Genomic DNA, 1,996 nt, shown 5'->3' with positions numbered 1-1,996 from the left:
TGAAAAAGCAATACTTTTAAATAAAGAAGGATTTACTATTCAATGTAGTTCTTTATTGGAAAGTTTAGATCTTAAAGAAGGTTGTGATTTGGTGGATTTTTTATTGTAATATATTAATTTCAAATTGTGTTTTTACGTGAGCAATCACAAGCTACATTCATTAAGGCATAGTTTTACAAACCATTTATTGAAAAAGGAATGGATATTAGATATATCCAAAAACTATTAGGGCCTAGTCCAAAAAAAATCATGTTTTACACACACGTTACATAGACAAGTTTAAAAAAATTAAAAATCTGTTTGATGATTTATTTTAATCACTTACTTTTATAAAAAAACGGATATAAGTATACTAAACCTTTGCATATCCCAGCAAAACGGAATAATAAAAGGATAAAAGTTCCTTATATAAACAAGTTGTAGCCAATTAAAAAAGACATGAAAGAATCAATTTCTACTTTGAATAGTATAAAAGAAATATTAATAAAACACAACATTTGGTTGTCCGTAGCAGAAAGTCTTACATGCGGAAAACTTCAATCTAGTTTTGGAGAAATCTCTGGGATTTCAAAATGTTTTAGAGGAGGGATAACAGCATATACAATTGATGAAAAAGTCAATTTACTAAAAATTAAAAGAGAAGAAGCTAAAGAAGTTAATTGCGTATCTGAAAATATAGCATGGCAAATGGCTAAAGGTGTTTCCGAAATGTTTCATTCAGAAATTGGAATTGGAACAACTGGCTATGCAGAAAAGTCGAATATAGGCGGAGAACCTCACTGTTATTTTGCTATTTATATGAAAAAAAACAACTCCGAAAGTGAAATAATAATAAAACAAAGAATAGATGGAGGAAAGAGAAATAGAATAGAATTTCAAAAATTTATCGTAGAAACCATATTGAATGAGCTCTTAACAGTTTTAGAAAAAAAATTATGAAAGAAAAAGTAACAAGTGTTAAAACACTTATAGAATTAATTAAAAAATATAAAACTACAATAGATAATAACTTAAAAGAAACATATTATAGAGGACAGGTTGCCGACTATGGAGAAATTGAACCATCAATAGCTAGAGATAAATACTTAGAATCGGAAGATATAATGTTTAAAGAGTTTATTTTAAGAAATCCTAGTGACTTTAATGGTTTAAAAACAACTTTTGAAAAATTAGCCAAAATGCAACATTATAGTCTACCAACAAGACTACTTGATATTAGTTCGAACCCTCTAATTTCTTTGTTTTTTGCAGTTGAAGAAAAAGGTAATGATGATGATGATAAAGATGGAGTATTTATTTTTTATCATATACCTAAAACGCATGTTAAATATTACGATTCTGACACAGTAAGTGTTGTGTCAAACGTTTCTAGGCGCCCACATAATAGTCTAGATATAAAAACCCTGCCTAATGATGTGCCTGGGTTTAATGACAATAAAGCGATTCATTATTTACTTCATGAAATAAAAGAAGAAAAACCATATTTTCAAGACTTGATAAAGAAAGAACATTTACAGTCAATTTGGTGCGTTAAACCATTAATGGATAATAGAAGAATTATAAAACAAGATGGCGCATTTTTATTATTTGGAATTGGAGATAATAAAAACAAATTGGCTAAATATGATACTAGAAATTTTGAACCATTAAAACATATTATTCCGAAATTGTCCAAACAGGAAATAAGGGAGGAATTAGAATTATTAGGTATAACAAGAGATAAAATTTATCCTGAACTTGATACTACAGCTCAATTTTTAAAAGAAAAGTATAAATAAACTGGCTACAACACCGTATATAATTTATTGCTAGTTATAGCCTACTTACGAAACTCCTCGCGGACTTTCTTGGTCGGTAATTATTTACTAAATTAGTTGCTTGAAACACGCAACAAACCATATACAACAACGTTGCAAAAAATTGCTCACTCACTCAAACTTCTGAAAAAATTAGCGAATAAAACTCTTGAATTTTAAAAGTTAAACACTCTCTCGCG

Annotated in this window: 2 protein-coding genes; both read left to right on the top strand. The window is 28.5% G+C overall.

From position 1 onward, the window contains the following. The first annotated feature begins 438 nt into the window (after positions 1–438). Entirely contained in the window at positions 439–939 is a 501-nt protein-coding gene (locus MPF19_RS18850) for a CinA family protein (protein WP_249989824.1), read from the top strand. Then, positions 936–1,778: an FRG domain-containing protein gene (locus MPF19_RS18845; RefSeq protein WP_249989823.1), complete on the top strand. Its 843-nt coding sequence runs from the start codon at positions 936–938 to the stop codon at positions 1,776–1,778. Before MPF19_RS18850 ends, MPF19_RS18845 begins: the two co-directional genes overlap by 4 nt. Positions 1,779–1,996: the final 218 nt, after the last annotated feature.

This window comes from Polaribacter sp. Z014 (genome assembly GCF_023555435.1).
GTDB lineage: Bacteria > Bacteroidota > Bacteroidia > Flavobacteriales > Flavobacteriaceae > Polaribacter.
The sequence above is the reverse complement of the archived record's forward strand: the minus strand, read 5'-3'. Positions and strand labels throughout refer to the sequence as shown.

Bases quoted from the DNA above. Each gene is read 5' to 3' on its own strand.
- MPF19_RS18850 (WP_249989824.1), top strand. From the start codon at position 439: ATGAAAGAATCAATTTCTACTTTGAATAGTATAAAAGAAATATTAATA.
- MPF19_RS18845 (WP_249989823.1), top strand. From the start codon at position 936: ATGAAAGAAAAAGTAACAAGTGTTAAAACACTTATAGAATTAATTAAA.